22 protein-coding genes are annotated in these 25,796 nt (G+C 68.1%); 7 read left to right on the top strand and 15 right to left on the bottom strand.

The window, feature by feature from the left end:
* Nucleotides 1–70: 70 nt before the first annotated feature.
* Nucleotides 71–487, bottom strand: coding sequence for a VOC family protein (locus LGR54_RS18060; RefSeq protein ID WP_230363360.1), 417 nt, complete (start codon nt 485–487; stop codon nt 71–73).
* A 179-nt stretch (nt 488–666) separates the two neighbouring features.
* Here LGR54_RS18060 and LGR54_RS18055 point away from each other — a divergent pair, with 179 nt between their 5' ends.
* Nucleotides 667–1,440: a ferredoxin--NADP reductase gene (locus LGR54_RS18055; protein WP_214010983.1), complete on the top strand. Its 774-nt coding sequence runs from the start codon at nt 667–669 to the stop codon at nt 1,438–1,440.
* 51 nt (nt 1,441–1,491) lie between these two features.
* Here the strand turns inward: LGR54_RS18055 and LGR54_RS18050 are convergent, their stop codons facing one another.
* Complete coding sequence (locus LGR54_RS18050) at nt 1,492–1,818, bottom strand: hypothetical protein (RefSeq protein WP_230363359.1); 327 nt, start codon at nt 1,816–1,818, stop codon at nt 1,492–1,494.
* Between the two features lie 198 nt (nt 1,819–2,016).
* Between LGR54_RS18050 and LGR54_RS18045 the strand changes: the two genes are divergently transcribed.
* Entirely contained in the window at nt 2,017–2,514 is a 498-nt protein-coding gene (locus tag LGR54_RS18045) for a GNAT family N-acetyltransferase (RefSeq protein ID WP_230363358.1), read from the top strand.
* 97 nt (nt 2,515–2,611) lie between these two features.
* Here LGR54_RS18045 and ahcY read toward each other — a convergent pair whose 3' ends face one another.
* From ahcY to LGR54_RS18015, 6 genes are all read right to left on the bottom strand, one after another.
* Complete coding sequence (ahcY, locus tag LGR54_RS18040; RefSeq protein ID WP_230363357.1) at nt 2,612–4,018, bottom strand: adenosylhomocysteinase; 1,407 nt, start codon at nt 4,016–4,018, stop codon at nt 2,612–2,614.
* Nucleotides 4,019–4,908: 890 nt separating this feature from the next.
* Nucleotides 4,909–5,196 (bottom strand): HPr family phosphocarrier protein, encoded by a 288-nt coding sequence (locus LGR54_RS18035; protein WP_370638226.1) that lies wholly within the window; start codon nt 5,194–5,196, stop codon nt 4,909–4,911.
* Nucleotides 5,197–5,213: 17 nt separating this feature from the next.
* The gene (locus tag LGR54_RS18030; RefSeq protein ID WP_230363355.1) at nt 5,214–5,615 is read right to left on the bottom strand and encodes a PTS sugar transporter subunit IIA; all 402 of its coding nucleotides are present in this window, start codon (nt 5,613–5,615) and stop codon (nt 5,214–5,216) included.
* Between the two features lie 277 nt (nt 5,616–5,892).
* Complete coding sequence (locus LGR54_RS18025) at nt 5,893–6,378, bottom strand: HPr kinase/phosphorylase (protein ID WP_230363354.1); 486 nt, start codon at nt 6,376–6,378, stop codon at nt 5,893–5,895.
* A 20-nt stretch (nt 6,379–6,398) separates the two neighbouring features.
* A complete protein-coding gene (locus LGR54_RS18020) occupies nt 6,399–8,225 on the bottom strand; it encodes a sensor histidine kinase (RefSeq protein ID WP_230363496.1) in 1,827 nt (608 codons plus the stop codon).
* A gap of 88 nt (nt 8,226–8,313) precedes the next feature.
* On the bottom strand, nt 8,314–9,012 hold the full coding sequence (locus tag LGR54_RS18015) for a response regulator transcription factor (protein ID WP_213365125.1): 699 nt from the start codon (nt 9,010–9,012) through the stop codon (nt 8,314–8,316).
* Between the two features lie 278 nt (nt 9,013–9,290).
* Between LGR54_RS18015 and LGR54_RS18010 the strand changes: the two genes are divergently transcribed.
* The 3 genes from LGR54_RS18010 to LGR54_RS18000 all read left to right on the top strand — a co-directional run bounded on the left by LGR54_RS18010 (nt 9,291) and on the right by LGR54_RS18000 (nt 12,401).
* Nucleotides 9,291–10,094, top strand: a complete 804-nt coding sequence (locus LGR54_RS18010) for a HugZ family protein (RefSeq protein ID WP_370638225.1) — start codon at nt 9,291–9,293, stop codon at nt 10,092–10,094.
* A gap of 141 nt (nt 10,095–10,235) precedes the next feature.
* Nucleotides 10,236–11,789: a phosphoenolpyruvate carboxykinase (ATP) gene (locus LGR54_RS18005; protein ID WP_230363353.1), complete on the top strand. Its 1,554-nt coding sequence runs from the start codon at nt 10,236–10,238 to the stop codon at nt 11,787–11,789.
* A gap of 63 nt (nt 11,790–11,852) precedes the next feature.
* A complete protein-coding gene (locus LGR54_RS18000) occupies nt 11,853–12,401 on the top strand; it encodes a DUF3016 domain-containing protein (RefSeq protein ID WP_230363352.1) in 549 nt (182 codons plus the stop codon).
* Between the two features lie 6 nt (nt 12,402–12,407).
* On the opposite strand, the gene LGR54_RS17995 is transcribed toward LGR54_RS18000, so the two are convergent.
* On the bottom strand, nt 12,408–13,832 hold the full coding sequence (locus tag LGR54_RS17995; protein WP_230363351.1) for a sodium:proton antiporter: 1,425 nt from the start codon (nt 13,830–13,832) through the stop codon (nt 12,408–12,410).
* A 199-nt stretch (nt 13,833–14,031) separates the two neighbouring features.
* Between LGR54_RS17995 and recR the strand changes: the two genes are divergently transcribed.
* Nucleotides 14,032–14,646, top strand: a complete 615-nt coding sequence (recR, locus tag LGR54_RS17990; protein WP_230363350.1) for a recombination mediator RecR — start codon at nt 14,032–14,034, stop codon at nt 14,644–14,646.
* A 102-nt stretch (nt 14,647–14,748) separates the two neighbouring features.
* Here the strand turns inward: recR and LGR54_RS17985 are convergent, their stop codons facing one another.
* Both LGR54_RS17985 and LGR54_RS17980 read right to left on the bottom strand, forming a co-directional pair.
* Nucleotides 14,749–15,819, bottom strand: a complete 1,071-nt coding sequence (locus LGR54_RS17985; RefSeq protein WP_230363349.1) for a D-alanine--D-alanine ligase family protein — start codon at nt 15,817–15,819, stop codon at nt 14,749–14,751.
* A gap of 142 nt (nt 15,820–15,961) precedes the next feature.
* On the bottom strand, nt 15,962–16,693 hold the full coding sequence (locus tag LGR54_RS17980; protein WP_230363348.1) for a hypothetical protein: 732 nt from the start codon (nt 16,691–16,693) through the stop codon (nt 15,962–15,964).
* 22 nt (nt 16,694–16,715) lie between these two features.
* Here LGR54_RS17980 and LGR54_RS17975 point away from each other — a divergent pair, with 22 nt between their 5' ends.
* Nucleotides 16,716–17,012: a hypothetical protein gene (locus LGR54_RS17975; protein ID WP_230363347.1), complete on the top strand. Its 297-nt coding sequence runs from the start codon at nt 16,716–16,718 to the stop codon at nt 17,010–17,012.
* 400 nt (nt 17,013–17,412) lie between these two features.
* On the opposite strand, the gene LGR54_RS17970 is transcribed toward LGR54_RS17975, so the two are convergent.
* The 4 genes from LGR54_RS17970 to LGR54_RS17955 all read right to left on the bottom strand — a co-directional run bounded on the left by LGR54_RS17970 (nt 17,413) and on the right by LGR54_RS17955 (nt 25,791).
* Nucleotides 17,413–18,768 carry an MFS transporter gene (locus tag LGR54_RS17970; protein ID WP_230363346.1) on the bottom strand — a complete coding sequence of 452 codons (1,356 nt, stop codon included), beginning with the start codon at nt 18,766–18,768 and terminating at the stop codon, nt 17,413–17,415.
* 119 nt (nt 18,769–18,887) lie between these two features.
* Nucleotides 18,888–19,847, bottom strand: coding sequence for a transglutaminase family protein (locus LGR54_RS17965; protein ID WP_230363345.1), 960 nt, complete (start codon nt 19,845–19,847; stop codon nt 18,888–18,890).
* Nucleotides 19,848–19,866: 19 nt separating this feature from the next.
* A complete protein-coding gene (locus LGR54_RS17960; RefSeq protein ID WP_230363344.1) occupies nt 19,867–22,380 on the bottom strand; it encodes a circularly permuted type 2 ATP-grasp protein in 2,514 nt (837 codons plus the stop codon).
* A gap of 99 nt (nt 22,381–22,479) precedes the next feature.
* Entirely contained in the window at nt 22,480–25,791 is a 3,312-nt protein-coding gene (locus tag LGR54_RS17955) for a DUF2126 domain-containing protein (RefSeq protein ID WP_230363343.1), read from the bottom strand.
* Nucleotides 25,792–25,796 lie beyond the last annotated feature (5 nt).

The following is a 25,796-nucleotide window of genomic DNA, read 5'->3' as shown; positions in this document are numbered from 1 at the left end:
CCTCATCCAGCCGCCCGCGTCGTCCGGCCATCGGCCTCAACCGGTCGCGAGCCCCGCTTGGCCGCAGGCCTCAACCGGCCGTGAGCCCCTCCAGCCCGCCAGCATGCACGAAGCACAACTTGTTGCCTTCCGGGTCGCGGCCATAGGCGCCATAATAGTCGGAGTCGTAACGCGGGCGCAGGCCCGGCGCGCCCTCGTCGATGCCGCCATTGGCGACCAGAGCTCGCCAGGCGGTGTCTACCGCCGTCGGCGACGGCGCGGCGAAGCTCACCTGCGTGCCATTGCCCCAGGTGGCGGGCAGGCCATTGAACGGCAGTTGCACGAAGAATTGCGGCCAGCGACGCCCGGGCATCGTCCACATCGCGCCCGGCGGCCCGCCATCCTCGGCGACCTCGACCCGCACGAGGCCGAGCGGCGCCAGCACCGCGTCGTAGAACGCCGTCAGGCGCGGCAGGTCGCGCGCGCCGAGAATGATGTGGGTGAACATGACGCGCCCTCGCCGCTGCGGATCGCGCGCCATTGAGGCCGAGGCGGACGCCCTGCGCAAGGCGCAACGCGGAAATGTCACGGACTTCTCGACAGCGGCGCCGTTGCGCAGTAAACCCCGCCGCAGAGAATTACATGGCTTCCGACCAGTTTGGAAGTTTTCACAAGAACGGTTCGTAAATGAGCAATATGCATCACGAGCGGGTCCTGTCGGTGCACCACTGGACCGACAACCTGTTCACCTTCACCACCACGCGCGATCCGGCGCTGCGGTTCAAGAACGGCCAGTTCGTGATGATCGGCCTGCCCGTGAACGGCAAGCCGCTGCTGCGCGCCTATTCCATCGCCAGCGCCAATTACGAGGAGACGCTGGAGTTCTTCTCGATCAAGGTGCCAAACGGCCCGCTCACCTCGCGGCTGAAGGATCTGAAGGTCGGCGACGAGGTCATCGTGGGCAGGAAGCCGACCGGCACGCTGCTGGTCGACTATCTCGTCCCCGGCCGCCGGCTCTATCTCCTGTCCACCGGCACCGGCCTCGCGCCGTTCATGAGCCTGATCAAGGACCCGGAGACCTACGAGAACTACGAGAAGGTCATCCTGGTGCACGGCGTGCGCACGGTGGGCGAGCTCGCCTATCAGGACTTCATCGAGAAGGAGCTGCCGGATAACGAGTATTTCGGCGAGCTGGTGCGCGAGAAGCTGGTCTACTACCCGACCGTGACGCGCGAGCCCTATCGCAACCAGGGCCGCATCACCGACCTGATCACCTCGGGCAAGCTGTTCGCCGATCTCGGCCTACCGCCGCTCGACAAGGAAGACGACCGCGTCATGCTGTGCGGCAGCCCGCAGTTGCTCGACGACATGCGCGTCATCCTCAAGGATCTCGCCTTCGAGGAGGGCTCGACTACCGAGCCCGGCGATTTCGTGATCGAGAAGGCCTTCGTCGAGAAGTGAGCCGCTTGCAGAAGTGAGGCGCCGCAGCGCCTCACCCGGCCCCAGCGCGCCCTAGCGCAGCCGGCCGGACGGGCCGCGCGGATCGTAGCCGCCATTCCGGCCATCGCGGTCGCGCGCGGCTTCCTCGGGCGACAGCACGCGGTATTCGGCGTCGATCACCGTGGGGCCGCCCTCGGCGCGGCGCGGCTTGCTGCCGAACAGCTTGTAGGCGAGGCCGGCGATCAGCAGCACCGGTGCCACCACGATGAACACGCTTGCCGCCACCAGCGCCAGAGCCGTGCCGACGGCCAGGGCCACGGCGACGACGATCGCCACCTGCCACCAGCTCACCCGCTGCACGGTAAATCGCATCTGGCCGAACGGATCGTTCGCGTTCATTCCGGTTCCTTCCCTCACTCACGGTCGCCCCGTGCCCGGGTGATATGGGAAGAATGCGGCGGTGTTCCAGACGATCGCGGTTGAAATTCCCGTGGGCGCGACATTGCGCACGCAGGCGAAGCCGCGTTAGACCGTTGCCAGGGCGACGCCGCCGGCGGCCGGGACGGCTCCGGGGACCGCCGGAGCGAAAGAACCATCATGCTGCTTCGCCATGCGGAGGAGCGCGACCTCGTCGGCATCCTCGACATCTATAATCGCGCCGTCCTCACCTCGACCGCCATCTGGAACGACAGCCTCGTCGATCTCGCCAACCGCCGCGCCTGGCTGATCGACCGCGTCTCCAAGCGCTACCCGGTGATGGTGGCGGTGGAGGAGAGCGAGGACGGCTCCGTGCTCGGCTATGCCAGCTTCGGCGATTTCCGCCCCTTCGACGGCTACCGCATCAGCGTCGAGCACTCGGTCTATGTGGCGGAGGGCGCCCGTGGCCGCGGCATCGGCGCGCAGCTGGTCGGGTCGCTGTTCGAGCCGGCGCGCACCATCGGCAAGAAGGTGATGATCGGCGGTATCACCGCCGGCAACGACGCCTCCATCGCCCTGCACCGCCGGCTCGGCTTCGACGAGTGCGGCTATATGCGCGGCATCGGCATCAAGTTCGGCCAGCGGCTCGACCTGGTGCTGATGCAGAAGGAGCTCTGAGCGGCGCGCCCAGCCGCCCGACAACCCGCGTGAAACGACGAAGGCCGGGACGAACCCGGCCTTCCTTTATTCATCGGTTACGCCTCGGCGCTCGCTCTCAGTAGCGGTAGTGGTCCGCCTTGAACGGGCCATCGACGGTCACGCCGATATAGTCAGCCTGCTCGGGGGAGAGCTTGGTCAGCTTCACGCCGAGCTTCTCGAGGTGCAGCGCCGCCACCTTCTCGTCGAGCACCTTCGGCAGGGTGTAGACCTTCTTGTCGTACTTGCCGGGGTTCACCCACAGGTCGATCTGCGCCAGCGTCTGGTTGGAGAACGAGGACGACATCACGAAGGACGGGTGGCCCATGGCGTTGCCGAGGTTCACCAGCCGGCCCTCGGAGAGCAGGATGATGCGGTTGCCCGACGGGAACTCGATCTCGTCGACCTGCGGCTTGATGTTGGTCCACTTGAAGTTGCGCAGGCCGGCGACCTGGATCTCGTTGTCGAAGTGGCCGATGTTGCAGACGATGGCCCGGTCCTTCATCTGCCGCATGTGGTCGACGGTGATGATGTCCTTGTTGCCGGTGCAGGTGACGTAGATGTCGGCGCGGGTGAAGGCGTCCTCGATGGTCGCCACCTCATAGCCCTCCATCGACGCCTGAAGCGCGCAGATCGGATCGACCTCGGAGACGATGACGCGGGCGCCGGCCTGGCGCAGCGAGGCGGCCGAGCCCTTGCCGACATCGCCGAAGCCGGCGACGAAGGCGACCTTGCCGGCCAGCATCACGTCGGTGCCGCGGCGGATGGCGTCCACCAGCGATTCACGGCAGCCATAGAGGTTGTCGAACTTCGACTTGGTCACCGAGTCGTTGACGTTGATCGCCGGGAACAGCAGCTTGCCCTGCTCGGCGAGCTTGTAGAGCCGGTGCACGCCCGTGGTGGTCTCTTCCGACACGCCCTTGATCGACTTGGCGACGTCGGCGAACCAGCCCTGCGGCTTCTCGGCGAGCAGGCGCTTGATCAGCGCGAAGAAGATCTCTTCCTCTTCCGAGCCGGGCGCATCGAGGAAGGCGGTATCGCCGCCCTCGGCCTTCAGGCCGTAATGCACCAGCATGGTGGCGTCGCCGCCATCGTCGAGGATGAGATTGGGAACGCCACCACCGTGCCAGTCGAACAGCTTGGCGGTGTAGTCCCAGTACTCGGTCAGCGTCTCGCCCTTATAGGCGAACACCGGGATGCCGGCCTGCGCGATGGCGGCGGCGGCATGGTCCTGGGTCGAGAAGATGTTGCAGGAGACCCAGCGCACGTCGGCGCCGAGCGCGACCAGCGTCTCGATCAGCACGGCGGTCTGGATGGTCATGTGCAGCGAGCCGGCGATGCGCGCGCCCTTCAGCGGCTGCGACGGGCCGTATTCGGCGCGGATCGCCATCAGGCCCGGCATCTCGGTCTCGGCGAGATCGATCTCCTTGCGGCCGAAGCCGGCGAGGCTGATGTCCTTGACGATGTAGTCGCTGGCGGTGGCCATGATCGGGATTTCCTTGTGCCTGACGAGCCGCGCGCCGCCGCCATGCCGACGGCATGGACGAAGCGGCTCCGGCCCGATGGATCGAAGCTCGGTCGGGTTGATAGCAGTCCCGCCCAAAGGTTTCAATAACGATATAAAGATGTCTTTATATGACAGGATGACAGCGAAGCCTGAAATGCCGCCCGCCGCACCCCGGCGACCGCCTCCGAAATGCCGCCGTCCGCGCTCGACAGGCTGTCGCCCGCTCAACCGATGCCGGGCCACCTCCGAGCTGCCCCCTACCTTCCCTCTCCCCGTCCGAAGCCGCCTGTTGGCGGGTTCCGTTCCGGCAAGGCCGAAAACGGCAACAGCCGGGTTCGACAGAGAAGTGGCCCGCTCGGCGGGACGATGAGGGGAACGACATCGGGAAGCGTAGGCCCCCCTCACCCCTCTCCGCCACGAGGAGGGGGGAGGAGCCGCACACGGCCAAGGGTCGCCGGTCCCGCAGGGGTTCGACCCGGCCTCACGTCTCGAAAGGCTACTCGGAAAGAGCAGGACAAGCCGGCAGCCGAGAAGGCAGCGGCGGCCCCGGTCGATCCCCGAGCCTTCCCTTAACTTCCCTCTCCCCGTCCGAACCCGGCTGTTGCCGGGTTCGGCTCCGGCAAGGCCGAAGACGGTAACAGCCGGTTTCGGCGGAGAGGTGGCCCGCTCGGCGGGTCGGGGGGACGACATCGGGAAGCGTAGAGCCCCCTCACCCCAACCCTTTCCCCACGGGGAGAGGGAGAAGCAGTCGCGCCCGGCCATGGGGCGCTGTCCCGGAAGGGTCCAAGCCCGCCGGCTCCCGAGGGGATGATCGTTGAGAACGACAAGGAAGAAGGCGGCGTCCGCCGCCCGAGCCGCCGCCCGAGCCGCTACTCGCCCTCGCCGAAGCGGTCGCCCACCAGATCGGCCAGCGCGGTGATCGCCGCCTCGGCCTCGCGGCCCTCGGCCTCCACCAGGATGGAGGTGCCCGGCGCGGCGGCGAGCATCATCAGCCCCATGATCGAGGTGCCGCTCACCGTCTCGCCGCAGCGCGTCACCCGCACCACGGCGTCGAAGCGCTCCACCGTCTGCACGAATTTGGCGGAGGCGCGCGCGTGCAGGCCGCGCTTGTTGAGGATGGGCAGTTCGCGCTGCAGGGCGGCGGAGGCGGTGGCCAAGCTGATGTCCCCGCCCGTCATTTCCCCGCGAGCACGCGGCTGGCGATGTTGATGTATTTGCGCCCGGCTTCCTGCGCCTGCGCCACGGCGACGTCCATCGGCACCTCGCCGCGCACGGTGGCGAGCTTGACCAGCATCGGCAGGTTGATGCCGGCGACCACCTCGATGTCCGGCTCGGTCATCACCGAGATGGCGAGGTTGGACGGCGTGCCGCCGAACATGTCGGTGAGGATCACCACGCCATGGCCGGTGTTCACCGCCTTCACCGAGGCGACGATGTCGAGACGGCGCTGCTCGATGTCGTCATCGGGCCCAATGGTGACGGCCTCGATCTGGGACTGCGGTCCCATCACATGTTCCAACGCCGCACGGAACTCGCTGGCAAGGCGTCCGTGGGTGACGAGTACAAGCCCTATCATTCTGCTCCGCCGTGCGGCTGACCGGCACGATCCCCCGGCGCGTCCGTCCGACGCTGCCAGGATTTCCGAGACAAGCGGGCCGACCCCCGCTCCCGTGGGGGAAGCATCATCGTTGCGCTGCACATAATTGGCAAGTACGCCGCGCGAAAGCCTGGGGATGACGGGGGATGGGCGCCGCCGCGCGCGAACATGGACTAAGCACCGGAAATAACTGGAATTTTTCCAGTGCGACGCTGCCAGCCCCCGAAAAGCGCCGGCAATTTCCACCGGATATGCTTTAAGTTTCCTGAAGCGCGGCCTCGGTGGAGAGCATCGCCAGCACTTGGTGCACCGCATCGCCGCGGTCATAGACCGGTAGCCGGGTGAGCGTGACGCCGCCGATCGCGAGGCGGCAATCCTCCGGTCGCGGCATCCGCGCGCCGTCGGGCGTGTGAAGGTCGACCACCAGCGCCACCTCGACTTCCGCGATATAGGGCACCCGGCGCAGCCCGGCGCCGCGCACCTCGAGGAGGCCGGCCAGCGCCGGCACCGGGGCGGCGAACAGCCCGTCCCCGCGCCGCTCCAGCACCAGGCGGTCGTCGCCGACCAGCACCGTCTCGGGGATGAGGCCGGTGCGCCCGGCGAGGATCAGCGCGAAGGCGAGATGCGACTTGCCGGCGCCGGACGGGCCGCGGATCAACACCCCGGCCTCGCCCACCCGCACGCAGGAGGCATGGTGGGTGGAACTGCGATGGGCACCGGCGATCGGTCCGTCCTCGGTCATCCAGGTCCCCCCTTATGTCCTCATGTGCAGGGCAGCCGCACGATGAAGCGCGCTCCACCGCTCGCCCCCTTCTTCGCCGGGCGGCGGCGCTTGCGCGGCGGCGCGCCCTCGGCCGGCTCGGGCTCCGGCGGCGGCGGGGCGGGGGCGCGATTCTCGGCCCAGATCCGCCCGCCATGCGCCTCGACGATCTGCTTGGAGATCGACAGGCCGAGGCCGGAATTCTGCCCGAAGCCCTGCTCCTCCGGCCGATCGGTGTAGAAGCGCTCGAAGATGCGGGCGAGCGCATGCTCGGGAATGCCGGGCCCGTCGTCGTCGACGATGACCTCGACCCCGCCCTTCACCTTGTGGCAGGCCACCCGCACCTCGCCGCCCTTGGGCGAGAAGGAGCGGGCATTGTCGATCAGGTTGTTGATCACCTGGCCGAGGCGGGAATCGTGGCCCTGCACCACGAAGGGCACCGGCTTGCCGCCCTCGGCCTCCGGATCGAAGCTGAGCGTCACCTTCACGTCGTCGCCGCGCACCACGTCGTTCTGCACCCCGCACACCGTGCCCAGCAGCCGGCGCAGGTCGACCGGCTCGGCCTCCTGCCGCTGCAGTTCGGCGTCGAGGCGCGAGGCGTCGGAGATGTCGGTGATCAGCCGGTCGAGCCGCTTCACGTCGTGCTGGATCACCTCCATCAGCCGCCCGCGCGAATTGTCGTTCCTGGCGAGCGGCAGCGTCTCCACGGCGGAGCGCAGCGAGGTCAGCGGGTTCTTCAATTCGTGCGACACGTCGGCGGCGAAGCTCTCGATGGCCTCGATGCGCGAATAGAGCGCGTCGGTCATATCGCGTAGCGCCCCCGAAAGGTGGCCGATCTCATCGGAGCGGCCGGTGAAATCGGGGATCTCGACCCGCTGGCGGGTACGGCGGCGCACGCGCTCGGCGGCATCGGCGAGCCGGCGCACCGGGCCGGCGATGGTGCCGGCCAGCAGCAGCGACAGCACCACCATCACCACCATGGCGACGAGGAACACCCGCACGATGACCAGCCGCTCGGCCGCCACCGCCTCGTCGATCTCGCCGCCCTGGGTGGAGAGCAGCAGCGCGCCGAGAATGGCGCGGAAGCGCTGCACCGGCACTGCCACCGAGACGATGATCTGGCCGCGCTCATTCACCTGCACCGCGCTGGCCTTCTGGCCGAGCAGGGCGTCCACCACTTGCGGGTAGCCCTTGCCGTTGTTCGGCCCGAGCTCGTGATAGATCGGCAGGTCGCCGCGCTCGAACCACATCTTCATGCTGTTCCAGCCGTGCTCCATCCAGTTCGGCTGGCGCGCGGTCGGCTCGGGCAATTCGAAGCGCAGGATCTCGCCGCGCGAATAGAGCGAGCGCGAATCGAGCAAGAGGATGCCGTCGCGGTCATAGATGCGGGCGCGGGTGCCGGTCGGCTCGACGAGCCGCTTCAGCACCGGGGCGACCCGCTCCGGATTGATCGGGAATTCCAGCGGCGCGAAGCCTTCCTCGCCCGGCCCGTAGCTCTCGCCGGCCTGCAACTCCAGCAGCCGCTCGGGATCGATGGTGATGGCGTTGGAATCGACCTGCGCCGAGGCGGCGATGGCGCCGGCGATGATCTCGCCCTGCACCAGCAGGCTCTGCACCCGCGCGTCGATCAGCCCGGCGCGGAACTCCGACAGATAGAGGATGCCCGCCACCAGCGCGCCCATGCCGGCGAGGTTGAGCAGCACGATGCGGCGGGTGAGGCTCGACGAGCTCTTCTGCTCGACGAAATGCTTCAGCCGGCGCAGGCCGCTGAGCAGGCCGGCGCCGAGCGCGCCCGCCACGCCGCCGCGCCGGCGCGTCTCGTCCGGCATCGACGTCTCGGGCGCGCCCTCGTCCTGCTCCTCCGGGTCCTCGCCGGGCGGCAGGTTGCGCGTCTGCTCCGGGTCGAGCACGAGCCGCCTACTCCTTGAAGCGATAGCCGACGCCGTACAGGGTCTCGATCATCTCGAAATTGTCGTCCGTCACCTTGAACTTCTTGCGAAGCCGCTTGATGTGGCTGTCGATGGTGCGGTCGTCGACATAGACCTGGTCGTCATAGGCGGCGTCCATCAGCGCGTTGCGGCTCTTCACCACGCCGGGGCGGGTGGCGAGCGCCTGCAGGATGAGGAACTCCGTGACGGTCAGCGTCACGTTCTCGCCCTTCCAGGTGCAGGTGTGGCGCTCGGGATCCATGCGCAGCAGGCCGCGCTCCAGCACCTTGGCGCTGTCGGTCTCGCGCGGCGCGGTGCCGTCCTTGGGGGCGACGCGGCGCAGCACTGCCTTCACCCGCTCGACCAGCAGGCGCTGCGAGAACGGCTTCTTGATGAAGTCGTCGGCGCCCATCTTCAGGCCGAACAGCTCGTCGATCTCGTCATCCTTGGAGGTGAGGAAGATCACCGGCATGTCGCTCTTCTGGCGCAGGCGGCGCAGCAGCTCCATGCCGTCCATGCGCGGCATCTTGATGTCGAAGATGGCGAGGTCGGGCGGATTGCTCTTGAAGCCGTCCAGCGCGGTCGCGCCGTCCGTATAGGTCTGGATGCGGTAACCTTCGGATTCGAGGGCGATCGAGACGGAAGTCAGGATATTGCGGTCGTCGTCGACGAGAGCGATGGTCGGCATCTACATGTTCCTGTTCGGCGGCGGATGTCGCAACCGGCGGTGAACCGTGCTGGCGTGGCCAGAATGTGACACGCAAGCAGACTCAGATAGAAATAGCGCGTTTCGAAGCGGTTAGCCAATGCGCCGGCCCGCATGGGTGGGGATGACGGGCGCAAACTTCCGTGTCGGGCGTACGAAAATGCCCGCCGGTCCCGTGTGGCATCGGCTCGCACTTGACGCTGCGGCCGGGCTTCGTCACTGAGACGGCTGGCCGGGAAAGCCACGCGGGAGACCTTCCCATGAACGACATGAACGCCTCCGCTTTCGACGCCGCCGCCACCGTGAAGCGCCTGCTGCGCGAGGCCCGCACCGGCGCGCTGGCCAGCCTGGATCGCGACGGCTGGCCCTATGCCTCGCTGGTGCAGGTGGCGAGCCTGCATGACGGCGCCCCGGTGCTGCTGCTGTCGCAGCTCGCCCGCCACACCCGCAACATCGCCGGCGACCGCCGTGTCAGCCTCTTGGTCGACGAGCGCCGCGAGGGCGACGAGCTGCAGGGCTCGCGCGCCAGCCTCAAGGGGCACATCTTCCGCGTCGATGGCGAGGCGGAGATCGCCACCGCCCGGCGCCGCTTCCTCGCCCGTCACGCCGATTCGGCCGGCTTCGCCGACTTCAAGGACTTCGCCTTCTACCGCGTCGAGCTGGAGAGCGCGCATCTGGTCGCCGGCTTCGGCCGCATCGCCGAGGTGCCGGCCGCCGATTTCCTCACCGACCTGTCCGGCGCCGAGGAGGCGCTGGCGAGCGAGGAAGGCGCCATCGCGCATATGAACGAGGACCATGCCGACGCCATCGGCCTCTACGCCACCGCCCTGCTCGGCGCGGCTGCCGGCGACTGGCGCATGACCGGCATCGACCCGGAAGGCTGCGATCTGCTCTGCGGCCACGAAGCCCGCCGCCTGCCCTTCGGCCGGCGCATCACGGGTGCGCATGATGTCCACCGCGTCCTGGTCGAACTCGCGGTGAAGGCTCGCGAAATCGCCGGCGTGCCGGCCCGGCGCCGCGACGGCGACACGCCCGCCGACGAGCACCGGCACGACCCCCACTGAGCGCGAAACGGTACCTAAATATGGACGGGTCGCCATCGCGGCGACCCGGTTTCGCCATGGTTTCGACCCTGTATGACAGACAAATGGCCTGAGTGCTCCGTCAGTTTGCCGCCCGGCGGATATGACGAGAAGGAGTAACACATGCTGGAAACCGGCATGCGCAACCAGGAGAACGCGGCAGCCGCTGCGGGTCTCTCCGGTTCGGGCAAGGTGTTTTGGAACCTTGCCGGCCCCACGCTTTACGAACGCGCCATCGCCCGCGGCGAGGCCCGTCTGTCCGCCACCGGCGCGCTGGTGGTCGAGAGCGGCATCGCGTCCGGCGCGGCGCCGCTGACGCGGTACCGGGTCGGCGAGCCAGCCGAGGCATCGGAAGGCACCACGCCGGAAGGCACGACGTCGGAAGCCACCGCCTTGCTCGGCCGCGCGGCCTTCGACGTGCTGCGCGACGACATGCTCGCCCACGCCTCCGGCCGCACCCTGTTCGCGCAGGACCTGCATGTGGCGATCGCCCCCGGCCAGATCCGCCGGCTGCGGGTGTTCACCGAGCATGCCTGGCACGCGCTCGCCATTCGCAACCTGATGCAGGCGCCCGAGCGCGACAGCATCGGTGGCTTCGTGCCGGACATCACGCTGTTCTGCCTGCCGGCGTTCCGGCCGGATGCCGACCGCCACGGCATCGCCGGCCCCGGCCTGATCGCCGAGGACGCCGAAGCCGGCCTGCTGCTGGTCAGCGGCACGCTCGATCTCGGCCATGTCGAGCAGGCTCTGGTCGCCCATGTCGGCGACGTGCTGGCCGGTGCCGGCGCGCTGACGCTGAGCGGTGCCGCCTCGCTCGACGCCGAGGGCGGGCTCACCCTGTTCCTCGGCCCGGCCGACAGCGGCAAGAGCGCGCTGGCCGGCGCCCTCACTGCCGATCCGCGCTTCGTCCTGATCGCCGACGGCCCGCTGGGTTGGAGCCGGGACGGCGTGTTCGGCTTGTTCACCGGCCGCCGCCGGCGGGTGCATGCGCTCGACGGCAAGGGCGGTTTCGGCACCATATTGGAGAACGTGCCGCTGGATGCCGACAGCCGCGAGCCGGACCTGTCCGCCGCGCCCGCCGCGCGGGCGGTGCTGCCCGGCAGCGAGGCCGGCCATGCCGGCGCGGCGCGCACGCTGTTCCTGGTGAGCTGCGACGGCTTCGGCGTGCTGCCGGCCATCGCCCGGCTCAGCCCGGAACAGGCGGTCTATCACCTGCTGTCCGGCTACACCGCGCCGGCGGAAGACGGCGCGCCGCGCGCGCGTTTCGCCCCCGACCGCCACCCGGCGGCCGGCGCGCATCTGCTGCGCGAGCTGATCGCCGGCGGCGACACCGTCTGCTGGCTGGTCAATACCGGCTGGAGCGGCGGCCAGGCCGGACGCGGTGTCCGCATCCCGTCGGAAGCCTCGCATATCCTCGTCGCCGCCGCGCTCGACGGCTCGCTGGCGGCGGGCGCGTTCCGCCCCGATCCGCATTTCGGCTTCGAGGTGCCGGTGGAGGTGGAAGGCGTCGAGGCGAAGCTGCTCGATCCCGTCGGGGCCTGGGCCAATCGCCGCGACCACGCGGTGGCCGCCAAGCGCCTCGTCGGCATGTTCGCGGAGAACTTCGCCCGCTTCGAGGCCGAGGTCGACCCGGAGGTGCGCGAGGCCCAGCCGCGCATGGCCATCGCCGCCGAATAATGGCAGGCTGTCCCCTGCCCTGCCCGGCGTGAAAGCGCTGGGCACGCGGCCGGAGGACAGCCGATGCACCCGTCGATGCTCGCCCCGATGCGCGCGCCTCGCCTTTCCATCCTGACGCTGCTGGCGGCGCTCGCCGCCTCCAGTCCCGCGAGCGCCACCCCGGCCGGCGCCCCGCCTTCGCCCGCCACGGCGCGGGTGAACTTCCTCGCCCCGCAAGGCTATGTCGACGGCAATCTCGAATGGTCGAGCGTCGACCAGCGCCTCACCTTCGAGGGGCTGTCGCGCCTCTTCGACCGCGAGGCCCGCCGCGCCCTGCCGGCGGGCACCGTGATCGAGGTCGACATCCTCGCCCTCGACCTCGCCGGCAAGATCGATCCCCTCGCCTCGCGCACCGGCGAACTGCGGGTGATGCGCGCCAACACCTGGCCCTCGCTCACCCTGCGCTACCGGCTCCTCCGCGACGGCCGGGTGGTCGGGCGCGGCGAAGAGACGCTGCGCTCGATGAACTACCTGATGAACCCGCGCGCCGCGCGTTCCGGCGAGCCGCTGCGCTATGAACGGGCGATGATCGCCGACTGGTTCCGCGCCCGCTTTGCCGGCGCGGAAGGCTGAGGCCGCTCAGCGGAAATACAGGAAGGTGAGCAGCGCGAAGCATGGCAGCAGGAAGATGCCCGACCACGCCATGTAGCCGAAGAAGCTCGGCATCTTCACCCCACGGCTGCGGGCGATGGCCAGCACCATGAAGTTCGGCGCGTTGCCGATATAGGTCAGCGCGCCCATGAACACCGCGCCGGCCGAGATCGCCTCCAGCGTCACCGCATGGGTGGTCATCAGCGCCTCGGCGTCGCCGCCGGCGAGGTTGAAGAACACCAGATAGGTCGGGGCGTTGTCGAGGAAGCCGGACAACAGGCCGGTCATCCAGAAATAGCCGGCGTTCACCGGCCCGCCATTGGCGTCCGTCACCAGCGCGACCAGCGGGGCGAGCGCGCCGTTCGCCCCCGCCTTCAAGATGGCGATCACGGGGATGATGGTGAGGAAGATCGCCGCGAACAGCTTGGCCACCTCGCGGATCGGCTCCCAGTCGAAGCCGTTGCGCTCGCGGATGAAGGCCGGGGTGATCCAGATCGAGACGCCCGCCAGCGCCAGCAGGACGAGGTCGCGCAGCACCGAGGGCAGCGGCAGCGGCGTGCCGGCGACGTTGAACTCGATGTCCGGCTTCCACAGCGCGCTCATCAGGATGGCGCCGATCACCCCGGCGAGCAGCGGCAGGTTGGCAAGCCCGCGCAGGCCGATGCGCTCGGTGGTGGGGGTCGGGTCGTGCTTGGGCGGCCGGCCCTCCTCGCGGGCGTGGAACCAGCGGTCGAGCAGGTAATAGGCGGCGAGCAGCAGCACCACCACCAGCACGGTGTCGTGGAACAGGTGGCTGGTCGTCCAGAAGAAGTCGACGCCCTTCAGGAAGCCAAGGAATAGCGGGGGATCGCCGAGCGGGGTCAGCGAGCCGCCGATATTCGAGACGAGGAAGATGAAGAACACCACGGTGTGGACATTGTGCCGCCGCCCGTCATTGGCGCGCAGCAGCGGGCGGATCAGCACCATGGAGGCGCCGGTGGTGCCGATCAGGCTGGCCAGCACGGTGCCGATCGCCAGCAGCGCGGTGTTCACCGCCGGGCTGCCATGCAGGTTGCCGGTGACGAGGATGCCGCCGGAAATGGTGAACAGCGTGAACAGGAGGATGATGAACGGAATGTATTCCAGCAGCGCCGCGTGCATCACCTCGAAGACGGTGACGCCGGTGCCGGCGAACGCCACGAAGGGCACCAGCACCGCCAGCGCCCAGAACAGCGCCACCTTGCCATAGTGGTGATGCCAGAAATGCGCGGCGACCAGCGGCATGATGGCGATGGAGAGCAGCATGCCGGCGAAGGGGATGCCCCAGGCCAGCGACAGGCTGGCCCCGTCGAGGCCGGCGCCCTCGGCGGCCAGCGCCGGACTGGCCGTCATCAGGGCGCACAGCGCCGCCAGCAACCCGAACGGCTTCGTCATCAGTTTCCTCGCTGGAATCGGCTTCTGGGAGGCTGCAGGACGTGGCACCCCGGTTAGCAACCCGCCTTTGCGCTGTCGAGGAAATCCGGGACCGCGCCCGCCGATTTACCCAGCGTCAATCGGGATCGTCGCACGGCGAAGAACTTGCGCGTCCGGCTCCCGCCGGCCTAATCATGCCCGGCCATCGGAAGGATGAATCATGGCTCGCGCCGTCGCCGGCCCCGAGATCGAACGCCTGGTCCAGTTGCTCGCCCGCGTGCCCGGGCTCGGGCCGCGTTCGGCGCGCCGCGCTGCCCTGCAGTTGATCAAGAAGCGCGAGGCGCTGATGGCCCCGCTCGCCGGCGCCATGGAGGAGGTGCTGGCGAAGATCGAGACCTGCCCGGTCTGCGGCAATCTCGACGTGAAGAGCCCCTGCCTGATCTGCTCCGATCCCACCCGCGACCCGACGCTGATCATCGTCGTCGCCGACGTATCGGACCTGTGGGCGCTGGAGCGTTCCGGGGCGATGAATGCGCGCTATCACGTGCTCGGCGGCACGCTCTCGCCGCTCGACGGCATCGGCCCGGACGAGCTCAACATCGCCGGCCTGATCGGCCGGGTGCGCGAGGGGAATGGCGGCGCGGTCGGCGAGGTATTGCTCGCCCTGCCCGCCACGGTGGACGGCCAGACCACCGCCCATTACGTCACCGAGCTCTTGCGCGAGACCGGGGTGAAGGTCACCCGCCTCGCCCATGGCGTGCCGGTGGGCGGCGAGCTCGACTATCTCGACGAGGGCACGCTCACCGCGGCGATCCGCGCCCGCACCGCGCTCTAGAGCCCTTTCCGATCAGGTGATGCCACCTGATCGATAGGAAAGTGCTCTAACCCAACAGGCTCCAGGCGGGCGGGAGCCGCTCCACGCGCGGCCGGAAAGCCTCTACTTCCCCGCCCGCGCCAGCCCGTGCGCTACCAGCCGGTCGATCAGCTCGGGATAGCCCACCCCGCTCGCCGCCATCGCCTTGGGGTACATGCTGATATTGGTGAAGCCGGGGATGGTGTTGAGCTCGTTGACGAGGATCCGCATGTCCTGCGTCACGAAGAAATCGGCGCGCGCCATGCCGTCGCAGCCGAGCGCGCGGAAGGCGCCGGCGGCCATTTCCTGAAGCTGCGCCTCGACCTCGGCCGGCAGCTGGGCGGGCACGATGATCGCCGCGCCGTCGGCGTCGATATATTTGGCGTCGTAGCTGTAGAAGCCGTGGCTCTCGGCCGGGCGTATCTCGCCGGGGCGCGAGACGAACAGTTCGCCGTCAGGCTGCTCCAGCACGCTGAGCTCGATCTCGCGGCCGGCGATGAACTCCTCGGCGAGCAGCTTGCGGTCGTGGCGGAAGCCCTCGACCAGCGCCGCGGCGTAGTCCGCCTCGCTCGTCACCTTGCTCACGCCGACCGAGGAACCCTGCCGCGCCGGCTTGATGAAGATCGGCAGCCCGAGCGTCGCCGACAGCTCGGCGAAGCTCGGCTCGGCACCGGGATGGATGGTGACGGAGCGGGCGGTGGCCAGGCCCGCGCCGATATAGAGCTTCTTGGCGATGTCCTTGTCGAGCGCGGTGGCCGAGCCGAGGATGCCGCAGCCCACCAGCGCCACTCCCGCCACCTCGGCGAGCCCCTGCACCGAGCCGTCCTCGCCGGGCAGGCCGTGCAGCACCGGGAAGATCAGGTCGATGGCGGGCAGCTCGTGCGGCGTGCCGCCGGCCGGCAGCGCGACGAGGCGCCCCTGGCCACCCGGCACCAGGCAGATCTCGGTGCCGACGGCGGGCCGCTCCAGCTCGCCATCCTCGAAGCGGCTGGCGAGCCAGCGGCCGTCGCGGGTGATGAACACCGGCACCGCGTCATATTTCTCCGGGTCCAGCGCCCGCATGACATTGGTGCCCGACATCACCGAGACGTCGTGCTCGGCGGAACGTCCGCCGAAAAGCACCGCGATGCGCAGGCGGGTCGAGGAGGTGGTCACGGGGTAGCTCCGATGGAATTTAAAACGCGCGTAACTGAATGGGAACGTTCAATCCGGCTGGGTTAACAGGGGGTTAAAAATGACTGTCAGCAGCTCTCTCTAACGACGACAATATTGTTCATTTTTTCCAACTGCTTCAAATCTATAGCGCGGCTGATGCGCCATTCGGATGATCAACGAATTCATATTCGTCATCCACGATCGACGCCTGCCAACGATGTCCCTCATGACAAAGTTGCTCATTGAGCCAGCCCATCGGAACAACCGTACGATCCCACCAAGCCTCAGCGAGATCTAGATTTTTATTCCTGAAATATCGTCGCTTCAATTGCTCAACGATGATACGGCGAGCCTTGTACTGTGGAGTATCTTCCCCGTCCCCACCACGCCCTGGCTCTGTGACCGGCTCAAAGTACGGCCACTTCTTGTTTCCTCGGTCAGGAAGCCCTAGGAATTCTCGTAATTCTGGCGAAATGAATACTCGCCCCCCTCTACCTCCTCGACCATCACGTTGCCCCGCCTCCCCACCCTGCCCCCCAACGATGAGAGCCTCGAGCACACTATCGGCAGCGACATATCCGCTACCTCCACCACCGCCCTCTTTGGTGTCCTCCTGCCCTCTGATCGTTAGCAAACACTCAAATTCGGTCGCATTGCGAGCAGCATAAGCATCGCCACCCGGCGCTCCGGGGGTGATGCCTCCGCGGCCGCCAAGTCCACCAATTGCTCTAATGTTATCACCTTCTACACACGCATCGCCTCCTCTGCCCCCGTTTTCTTCGGCGGCATCTCCACCTTTTCCTCCTTCAGCGCTACTGTTCTCTCCATCAACGTGCGCATCCCCGCCACGTCCACCGACACTCCCTATCGTCATTCAATCTCCCTTGGATTAGCAGATGAATCAGGATCAGATCGTCAATGGACTCTCCCTTCAACAATGGGAAGCTGCCTTTCGACCAGGAATAACGGAGTTCTCTGCAACAACCTTTGCTTTCACCAATGAAGGACAAAATTTAGTACGCATCGCCCTTGGAAATCATGGACCATACAAGACCGCAGACGGCAATCGAGAGCCCGTTTTTACTCACGCGGTAACTCTTACGCCTGAGACTGCCGTTAACTTGGCTGGATTACTTTTAAAGTTCTATGCTGAACCGAAAGATCAACAACACATGACAAGCGCTGAACTTTAACCTCGGCCTCCGTCCCCACCTCGAGCGAAAGATCGGCGCCCTTTTGCTATTGCCCCTCCCCCATCTCCTCCTCTGCCCTTGCCAGCGTCGCCACCGCGACCTCCGGTGGCTTCGCTATCCTCACCATCTGCGACGGCTCGGCCACCGAGACCTCCATTAAAGGGAACGTCGCTCCGATTTCGTCGATACGCCAGAAATACTGCCAAGAACCAAAACGGTACGGAAACACCTATCAAGATCAGTTTAACCCAACTGGGCAGCCCACTCCAAAGATCGGGCGTGGCGAGCCCGAAAATGAGAAACACAATACCCAGTACAGATGGTATCCATATTGTGGCATTCTGTGAGCTCATTAGAGCACCATACCTTCAGTGTCATAGAAGGTTAAAGTATCTCATATCTAGACACGAGCCAGCGCCCGGAAATGCCCGCGCGCCTGCAGGAAGGCCAGCAAGGCGAGCCCCGGCAGCGCGGCGAACGCGGTGAGCGCGAAGAACCACACCCAACCCGTGCTCTGCGCGATGAACCCCGCCCCGGAGGCGAGGAAGGTGCGCCCCACCGCCGCCAGCGCGGTAAGCAGCGCATATTGCGTCGCCGTGTGCGCCCGCGCGCCGCACAGCGCCGAGATATAGGCGACGAAGATCACCGTGCCGATGGCGCCGGTGAAATTCTCGACCACGATGGTCAGCGTCAGCGCCGCGAGGTCGACGCCCACCCAAGCCTGCCAAGAGAACACCAAATTGGAGGCCATCTGCAGGATGCCGGCGATCCACAGCGCCCGCCCCAGCGGCAAAGCCCGGGCGATCAGCCCGCCGGCGAAGCCGCCGAGCAGCGCCGCCGCGAAGCCGACGCCCTTGACGATGCCGGCATAGGCCGCCTTGTCGAAGCCGATATCGATGACGAAGGCGCCGGTCAGCACCCCGGCGAAGGCGTCGCAGAACTTGAAGAACACCACGAACAAAAGGATGGCGATGGCGTCGCGGCGCAGCAGCATGTCGGAGAAGGCGCCGATGGCGGTGTCCCAGATGCGCCGCGCCACATTCGCCTCGCGCGGCACCGGCTCCCCGCGAGTCTCCCCCTCCCCGGGCTCGCGGGCGAACAGCGACGCGAGGAGGCCGACGCCCACCATCGCCGCCGCCGCCGCATAGCCCCAGGCCCAGACATCGGCGCGGGCGACGCCGATCGCCTCGAACCAGGCGACCAGCAGGATCACCCCGGCGCCGGAGGCCAGCATGCCGACCCGGTAGGCGGCGACATAGCCGGCCATGCCGGCGGCCTGCTCGCGGGTCTCCAGGCTCTCGACGCGGAAGGCGTCGACGACGATGTCCTGCGTCGCCGAGGCGCAGGCGACGAGGAAGGCCCCGAGCGCGACCTGCCAGGGCGCGGAGATAGGGTCCTGCAGGCCGAGCCAGAGGATGGCGACCACCAGCAGCAGCTGGGTGAACACCAGCCAGCCGCGCCGCCGCCCGAGCAGGCGCGACAGGATGGGCACGTCGAGCGCGTCGACCAGCGGCGCCCAGACGAATTTGAAGTTGTAGGGCACCCCCACCAGGGCGAACAGGCCGATGGTGGCGAGGTTCACCTTCGCCTCGGCCATCCAGATGGTCAGCGTCGCGCCGGAGAGCGCCAGCGGCAGGCCGGAGGAGAAGCCGAGCAGGATGACGATCAGCACCCGCGGCCGCAGATACACCGCGAGGCTGGCGAGGAAGCCGTCGGTCCCGTCGGCGGGGGCGGCGCGGCTGGCGGTCTCGGTCATGGGCGAGGCCTCGGTCGGCGGCGAACAGGGTGGCGGCGATTCGCGCCGCCGCAGGCAATGTCTAACCCGACGCCGCCGTGCTGTCGCGCCAGCCCGGCGCCGCCTCACATATCGGTGCGTCAGCCGGGATTTTCGGTCGCATCGTCCACCGCATCGGCCTCATCGGCCGGCGCGGGACGCAGCTTCGCCGGAGCGCCCTCCTCCGGCATCGGGATGACGTCGACGGCGACCGAGAGCTTCTGCCGCCCGGAGCCCACCAGCACCCCACCGATCGGCGCCACATCGGTGTAGTCGCGCCCGACCGCCAGCACCACATGGTCGGTCGAGACCACCAGCGCATTGGTGGGGTCGAGCCCGACCCAGCCGATTTCCTCGCCACACCAGACACTTACCCAGGCATGGGTAGCATCCGCGCCTTGCAGCCGCTCCTTGCCCGGCGGCGGCTCGGTACGCAGGAAGCCGGAGACATAGGCCGCCGGCAGGCCGAGCCCGCGCAGGCCGGTGATCATGATATGCGCGAAATCCTGGCAGACGCCGCGCCGCATCTCGAAGGCCTCGATAGCCGGGGTCGAGACGTCGGTGGCGCGGCTGTCATAGGCGAAGTCGGCATAGATGCGGCGCATCAGCTCGATCGAGGCCGCGAGCATCGGGCGCCCGGCCGGAAAACTCTTGCGTGTCCAATCGGTTATCGGCGTCTTCAGCACCACCGCCGGGCTGGGGTAGATGTGATGCACCGGCGAGAGCGGCGAGAGATCCTCGCTGTCACCCACCGCCTCGCGCACCTCTTCCCAGCTCGGCCCAGAGGCCGGGTCGCACTCCGGCGAAGGGTCGACCTCGACCCGCGCCGAGGTGCGCACGGTGAAGCGGGTATGGGCGGTCTCGAGGCGGATATGCGCCACCTGGTTGCCGAAGAAATCGCGGGTTTCCACCCATTCCGCCGGCTCGGGATCGACGGAGATATGGCTGTCGGTCACCCGCTGACCGGGGCGGCTCACCGGCACCATGCGCACGATATGTCGGGCCACCGGCACCGGCGAGGCATAGATATAGGCGGTGGTCTGGTGAATGTCGTATTTCATCACTGCCACGGGCTCTTACTCACGCCAGCAGGTCCCACGGCGTCTCGACCGGCGAGCGATGGATGAAATAGTGCTCGGCGATGTCGTTTGACAACTCCATCAGCTGCCCCTCCACCTCGGTGAGCCGGGCATCGTCGAACTCGTTGGCACTGAAGGCCTTCATCGAGGCGAGCAGGCGGGCGGCGAGACGCTCCTCGGGCAGCGGCGGCTCGTCGCCGTGATGGCCGGGCAGTTCGTCGAGATGCTCGGCGATGGCGTCGATCTGATAGGCGAGCGAGCGCGGATTGACCGGGTCGAGCAGCACGAGGTCGAGCACCGGCGCCCGGCTCTCGGTCATCACATAGCGCGAGCGGTAGGTGATCTGGCTGTCGCAGAGCTCTAGCAGCACGTCGAGCGTCGCGGCGCTCACCGTCTCGCCCACCAGCGTCCGCGCCAGCCGGGCGGTGGAGATGCCGCGTTCGATGCGCCGGCCGAGGTCGAGGAAGCGCCAGCCGGCCTGGCGGTTCATGTTCTCCGAGGCGAGGCCGGAAAACGCCGAGAGCGCCCGCAGCGAGCGCTCCAGCCGCTCATGCGCCTCGGCCTCCGCCCCCTTGGCGGGCACCGGCTCCGCCAGCATCAGCGCCATGTCGGCCAGGGTGCGCCAGGCGTCGGGCGACAGGCGGTCGCGGATCACCGAGGCGGTCTGGCGTGCCGCCTCGACGATGCTCGGCAGGGCGCCGGCGAGGTCGCGGCGCGACAGCGCGGCGAAGGCGTGGCGGGTGGTGTGTGTGTAGGCGAGATCGGCCGGCACCGCGCCCCAGGACTGCAGGAGCTGGGTGAGCTTGGCCACCGAGGCGGTGTCGCCCTCGATGGTGGAGGACAGCCGCCCGACCAGCGTGCGCAGCAGCCGCAAGGTGAGTTCGGCGCGCTCCACATAGCGGCCGAGCCAGAAGAAATTGTCGGCGGCGCGGCTCGGCAGCGGGCCGATCTGCCGCCGCACCTCGGCGGCGCCTGGCGCCGGCAGCAGCGTCGTCTGGTCGACCGGACCGCTGCCGAGCACCCAGACATCGGCCGAGCGCCCGCCGCGCTGCATGGTGACGGCGCGGGAATCGACGCTGTCGGAAACCCGGCAGAAGCCACCGGGCATCACCTGCCAGCCCTTCTCGGTGGCGGCGACGAACAGGCGCAGGATGAAGGGCCGCGGCTCCAGCTGGCCGTCGCGCCACAACGGCATGGTGGAGAGGCGCACGGTCTCCTGGCCGATGAAATCCACCCCGCGGGTGCGGATGGCCTTGATGATCGCCTCGCGGCGGGCCGGCTTGAGGTCGGCGCCGATCACCGGCCCGTCGTCGAGCAGCCCCGGCAGGGTACGGGCGAAGGCGGGAGCGATGACGAGGTCGTCGAACTCGTCCAGCACCCGCTCGCGTTCGGCTTTCTGGCCACACCACCAGGTGGCGACATTCGGCAGGGCGAGGTCCTCGCCAAGCACGCGCGGGCCGATCTTCGGCAGGAAGCTCATCATCAGCGGCGCTTCGATCAGCCCGGCGCCGAGCGCGTTGGCGAGCGCCACCCCGCCGGAGCGGATCGCCTGCACCAGGCCGGGAACGCCGAGATGCGAGCGCGGGTTGAGCTCCAGCGGATCGGCGAAATCGGCGTCGAGGCGGCGCATCAGCACGTCGACGCGCTTCAGCCCGGCGACGGTGCGCACATAGACGGCGTTGTCGCGCACCGTCAGGTCCTCGCCCTCCAGCAGCACGAAGCCGAGATAGCGGGCGAGATAGGCATGCTCGAAATAGGTTTCGTTGAGCTGACCGGGGGTCAGCAGCCCCACCCGGCCCTCGCCGGACAGGTCGAGCCGGGTCAGGCCGGCGCGCAGGCCCTGGAAATAGCCGGCCAGCCGCACGACGTTCATCGAGCGCGACAGATCCGGCAGCGAACGCGAGATGGCGATGCGGTTCTCCAGCGCGTAGCCGGCGCCGGACGGCGACTGCGTGCGGTCCTGCAGCACCCACCAGCGCCCGTCCGGCCCGCGGCCGAGATCGGCGGCGTAGAGGCGCAGGAAGCTGCCGCCATGCGGATCGACGCCGACGAGCGGGCGCAGGAATTCCGGGCTGCCGGCCACCGCCGCCGCCGGCAGCGCGCCGGAGCGCACCAGTTCGCCGTCGCCATAGATATCGGCCAGCACCGATTCCAGCATCTGCGCCCGCTGGATCAGGCCGCGCGACAGCGCCTGCCATTCGCCTTCGTCGATGAGCAGCGGCAGATGCGCCAGCGGCCAGGGCCGCTCGCCGCCGCCGGCATCGTCATAGACGCGATAGAACACGCCGGAACGGTAGAGATAGCGGTCGGCGGCGGTGAAGAGGCGGTTGACCTCCTCCACCCCCATTTCGGCCAGCGCGGCGAGCAGCGGTCCCCAATGCGGGCGCAGCTTGCCGTCGGCATCGACGAGTTCGTCATGCACGCCGGGCAGCGGCCGATAACCGGACAGCAGCGATTCCGCCGCTTCGGTTTCGAAGCGGCGCGTCAACGCCTGCAGCTCGCTCCCTCCCGCCATGGCCTCCCCGATTCAGGAACTCCGGCACGTCCTACACGGCCTAGCGGCGCGCGGCGAGCCACCACGCCGATGCGCCACATCCCGTCCACCGGCGAGGCATCAGATCCGCGCCGGTCTCCTGAGATCGAGGGTGGCGGGGAATTCCGGCGTCGGCTCCTCGGACGGCACGAACAGATAGCCGGGAGTGTGGCCGTAATCCTGGAAGCGCGCCAGTCGCCGGGCCTGCGCCTCGTAGGAATTCACCGGAAAAGTCTCGTAATTGCGGCCGCCGGGATGTGCGACATGATAGACGCAGCCGCCGAGCGAGCGGTTCGACCACTGATCGACGATGTCGAAGGTCAGCGGCGCGTGCACGGGAATCGTCGGGTGCAGGCCGGAGGCCGGCTGCCACGCCTTGAAGCGCACGCCCGCCACATATTCGCCGAAGCGGCCGGTCGGGATCAGCGGCATGCGGCGCCCATTGCAGGCGACGACATGGCGGGTCGGGTTGAAGCCCTCCACCCGCACCTGCAGGCGCTCCACCGAGGAATCGACGAAGCGCACCGTGCCGCCGATCGCCCCCTCCTCGCCCAGCACATGCCAGGGTTCCAGCGCCTGGCGGATCTCCAACTGCACGCCGCCATGCTCGACCTGGCCGAAATAGGGGAAGCGGAACTCACGCTGCGCCTCGAACCAGGCGGGATCGACGTGGTAGCCGGCCCGGTCGAGGTCGCCGAGAACGTCCTGAAAGTCGGCCCAGACGAAGTGCGGCAGCATGAAGCGGTCGGCGAGCGCGGTACCCCAGCGGGTCAGCTCCCCTTCCTGCGGCTCGCGCCAGAACCAGGCGATCAGCGCCCGCAGTAGCAATTGCTGCGCGAGGCTCATGCGCCAGTCTGGCGGCATCTCGAAGGAGCGGAACTCGACGAGGCCGAGCCGGCCGGTCGGCCCGTCCGGCGAGAACAGCTTGTCGATGCATATCTCGGAGCGGTGGGTGTTGCCGGTGACGTCGGTGAGCAGGTTGCGGAACAGCCGGTCGACCAGCCAGGGCGGCGGCGCATAGCCCTTGCCCGGCGCCGGCACGTTGGCAAGCGCGATCTCCAGCTCGTACAGGCTGTCGTGCCGGGCCTCGTCGATGCGCGGCGCTTGGCTGGTCGGGCCGATGAACAGGCCGGAGAACAGGTAGGACAGCGAGGGGTGGCGCTGCCAGTAGAGCACCAGGCTCTTCAACAGGTCCGGCCGGCGCAGGAACGGGCTGTCGGCCGGGGTGGCGCCGCCGACCACGACGTGATTGCCGCCGCCGGTGCCGGTGTGGCGGCCATCGACCATGAACTTCTCGGTGCCGAGCCGGGTCTGGCGGGCATCCTCATAGAGATCGCGGGTGATCTCGACGCAGGTCTTCCAGTTCACCGCCGGATGGACGTTGACCTCGATGACGCCGGGATCGGGGGCGACGCGGATGACGTTCAGCCGCGGATCGACCGGCGGCGCATAGCCCTCGATATGCACCGGCAGCTTCAGCTCGGCGGCGCTCACCTCGATGGCGGCCAGAAGCTCCAGATAGTCTTCCAGCCGCTCGGTCGGCGGCATGAAGATGCAGAGGCGGCCGTCGCGCGGCTCGACGGAAAGCGCCGTACGCACCGAACCGGTACCGGTGAGGATCTGGTCGACCTTCTCCTGATGCCCCTCCTCATTGTCCACCCGCCGGTAGCGCTGGTGCAGCGCCTCGGCATCCGGCAGGTCGCCGGTGATGGTCATGGGGTCGGCGGGGTTCACATAGGGATAGAGGGCCGGCGGCACCCAGGGCAGGCTGGCGAGCGGCAGGCGATAGCCGACCGGGCTGTCGCCCGGCACCAGCAGCAGCTTGCCGCGCCGGAACTGCCAGAGCTCGCTGATCCAGCCAAGATGGCCACGCGCCTGCCAGCGCTGCACCGGCAGCACATAGCCGCTCGGCCGGCCGAGGCCGCGGGAGAAGACGCGGGCGAGGCGGGCGCGCTCCTCCGGGTTCTCCAGCTTGGAATCGAGCGCGTCGACATTCTCAGGCAGGTCGCCTTCCTTGAGGATCCAGTGCGCGGCGTCCTCGAATGCCGGCTGGGCATAGACCTTGGCGAGCCCGAGCCGGTCGGCGAGATTCTCGGTGAAAGCCTTGGCCTCATCGATCACCGCACCGGTCTGCGTTTCGGCGGCAATCAGCGCCGGGTCGCGCCAGATCGGCTTGCCGTCCTTGCGCCAGTACAGCGAGAAGGTCCAGCGCGGCAAACTCTCGCCGGGGTACCATTTGCCCTGCCCGTAATGCAGCATGCCGCCGGGCGCGAAGCGCTTGCGCAGGCGCCGGACCAGGTCGTCCGCCCGCATGCGCTTGGTGGGCCCCACCGCCGCGGTGTTCCATTCGGCGCTCTGATAGTCATCGATGGAGATGAAGGTCGGCTCGCCGCCCATGGTGAGCCGCACATCCTGCGCGGCGAGGTCGGCATCCACCTTGTCGCCCAGCGCGTCGAGCGCGGTCCAGGCCGTGTCGGAAAACGGTAGCGTGACGCGCGGCTTCTCGGCGACGCGCGTCACCTTCATCTCGAAGTCGAACTCGGTCTTGGTGTTCTCCTCGGCACTGAAGCCGCCGGAGATCGGCGCCGCCGAGCGGTAGCTCGGCGTGGCGCAGAGCGGCAAATGGCTCTCGCCGCAGAGCAGGCCGGAAGTCGGATCGAAGCCGATCCAGCCGGCGCCGGGCAGGTACACTTCGCACCAGGCATGCAGATCGGTGAAGTCGACCTCGGTGCCCACCGGCCCGTCCAGCGCCTTCACGTCGGGCTTCAGCTGGATGAGATAGCCGGAGACGAAACGGGCGGCGAGGCCGAGCCGGCGCAGGATCTGCACCAGCAGCCAGCCGGAATCGCGGCAGGAACCCGCCTTGAGGCTCAGCGTCTCGTCCGGCGCCTGCACGCCGGGCTCCATGCGGATGAGATAGTTCACGTCCGACTGGAGTTGCTGGTTGAGCTGCACCAGATAGTCGACGGTTTTCTCGCCATCCTTGGGCCGCACCTTCTCGACATAGGCGTCGAGCAGCGGACCGCCCTCCTCGGGCTCGAGATAGGGGATCAGTTCCTTGGCGAGTTCGGGCGTGTAAGCGAAGGGCAGCGTCTCGGCATATTCCTCGACGAAGAAGTCGAAGGGATTGTAGACGGTCATGTCGGCGATGAGGTCGACCTCGACGCGGAATTCCGTCGCCGGCTCCGGGAAGACGAAGCGGGCCATCCAGTTGCCGAACGGGTCCTGCTGCCAGTTCACGAAATGGTTCGAGGGCGTGACCTTGAGCGAATAGCTCTTCACCGGCGTGCGGCAATGCGGCGCTGGACGCAGCCTGATGATCTGGGGGCCCAGCACGACCGGGCGGTCATATTTGTAAGCCGTGACGTGATGCAGGCTGGCGAAAATTGTCATGGCAC

Origin of the sequence: Ancylobacter sp. Lp-2 (assembly GCF_020523795.1) — a bacterium.
Classification (GTDB): Bacteria; Pseudomonadota; Alphaproteobacteria; order Rhizobiales; family Xanthobacteraceae; genus Ancylobacter.
Note: the sequence above shows the minus strand (reverse complement) of the source record. Positions and strands in the feature narration are given on the sequence as shown.